We start from the raw sequence: 1419 nt of genomic DNA on the forward strand, positions 1-1419 counted from the left end.
CTCCGTAAGTTGTTAGTTGGTCCGGAAGTGCTGGGTGTGGCTGATGGTGTCTTGCCTTGTGTGGCTCGAAACGAGTGGCCGCCCAGCGCTTCGGGACGCCCTGGCTGCTGATTGAAAAATGTGCTTCGAGCACTGTTTACGGAGATGACGGTGGGGTGTTCCTCGGGCCTGACACGAGTCGGCGACATGGAGGAGCGAATGAGAGAAACTCACACCCACGCATGGGTCGGAATCGACGCAGGCAAGGGCCATCATTGGGCAGCAGTGGTCGACGAAGCAGGGTTGATCGTGTGGTCGCACAAGATCATCAACGACGAGACCGCGATACTGCACGCGCTGAGCGAGATTCTGGCCTTGGCCGACGAACTCCATTGGGCGGTAGATATTTCCGGAACCTCCTCTGCGTTGCTGCTCGCTCTTCTCGCCGCACACGACCAGAGTGCGGTGTACGTCCCTGGTCGCACCGTCAACAGGATGTCCGGCGCGTATCGAGGGGAGGCGAAAACCGATGCCCGCGATGCCTATGTGATCGCGGAAACTGCTCGACACCGACATGATCTGTCTGTGTTGATCCCACCGGCTCAGTTGGCCGCGGAACTCGCGCTGTTGACCTCGCATCGGACCGATCTCGTCGCTGACCGAGTCCGGCTGATCAACCGTCTGCGTGACACTCTCACCGGTGTCTTTCCTGCGCTCGAGCGGGCTTTCGACTTCGGGCGACACAAGGGCGCGTTGGTGTTGTTGACCGGTTTTCAGACCCCGCGTGCCATTCGGCGACGCGGACGCACTCGCTTGAGCTTGTGGCTTGGTAAACGTGGGGTGCGCGGGGCGGACGGTGTCGCCGAGATTGCGTGGGAGGCGGCGTCTGCGCAGAATGTGGTCCTGCCTGGTGAGGCTGTTGCGGCGCAGTTGGTGGCCGATATCGCCGACCGAGTCCTCGCAGTGGACGTCCAGCTCGCTCGTATCGACGCGCAGATCGGTGAGACCTTCCGCCGCCATCCGCAGGCTGCGGTCATCGAATCCATGCCCGGTATCGGTCCGATCCTCGGCGCGGAATTCGTTGTCGCTGCCGGTGATATGTCGGCGTACTCCGATGCCGGACACCTTGCCTCGGCAGCCGGTTTGGTTCCGGTCCCCCGCGATTCCGGTCGCCGAACCGGCAACATGCACCGACCCAAACGCTACAGCCGGCGACTGCGGCGGGTCTTCTACCTCTCCGCTCAAACCTCGATCATCAAAGATGGACCGAATCGCGAGTTCTACCTCAAGAAACGAAGTGAAGGAATGAGGCACGTTCAAGCGGTTATCGCCTTGGCGCGTCGACGAGTGAACGTGATCTGGGCATTGTTGCGCGACGACCGGCTGTTCATCGTTGATGCACCCGCTCTTCGAACTGCTTGATTTCCTCATTGAAACTCG

At 61.0% G+C, this 1419-nt stretch carries 1 protein-coding gene; it reads left to right on the plus strand.

What is annotated here, in order from left to right:
- Positions 1–198 precede the first annotated feature (198 nt).
- A complete protein-coding gene (locus G8767_RS35150) occupies positions 199–1401 on the plus strand; it encodes an IS110-like element IS2112 family transposase (protein WP_030538088.1) in 1203 nt (400 codons plus the stop codon).
- Positions 1402–1419 lie beyond the last annotated feature (18 nt).

It is taken from the genome of Rhodococcus sp. IC4_135 (genome assembly GCF_011602025.1).
Taxonomy (GTDB): Bacteria; Actinomycetota; Actinomycetes; order Mycobacteriales; family Mycobacteriaceae; genus Rhodococcus_F; species Rhodococcus_F baikonurensis.

What these genes read in the sequence shown, in the direction of transcription:
- G8767_RS35150 (WP_030538088.1), top strand. Translation starts at nt 199, where the DNA reads ATGAGAGAAACTCACACCCACGCATGGGTCGGAATCGACGCAGGCAAG.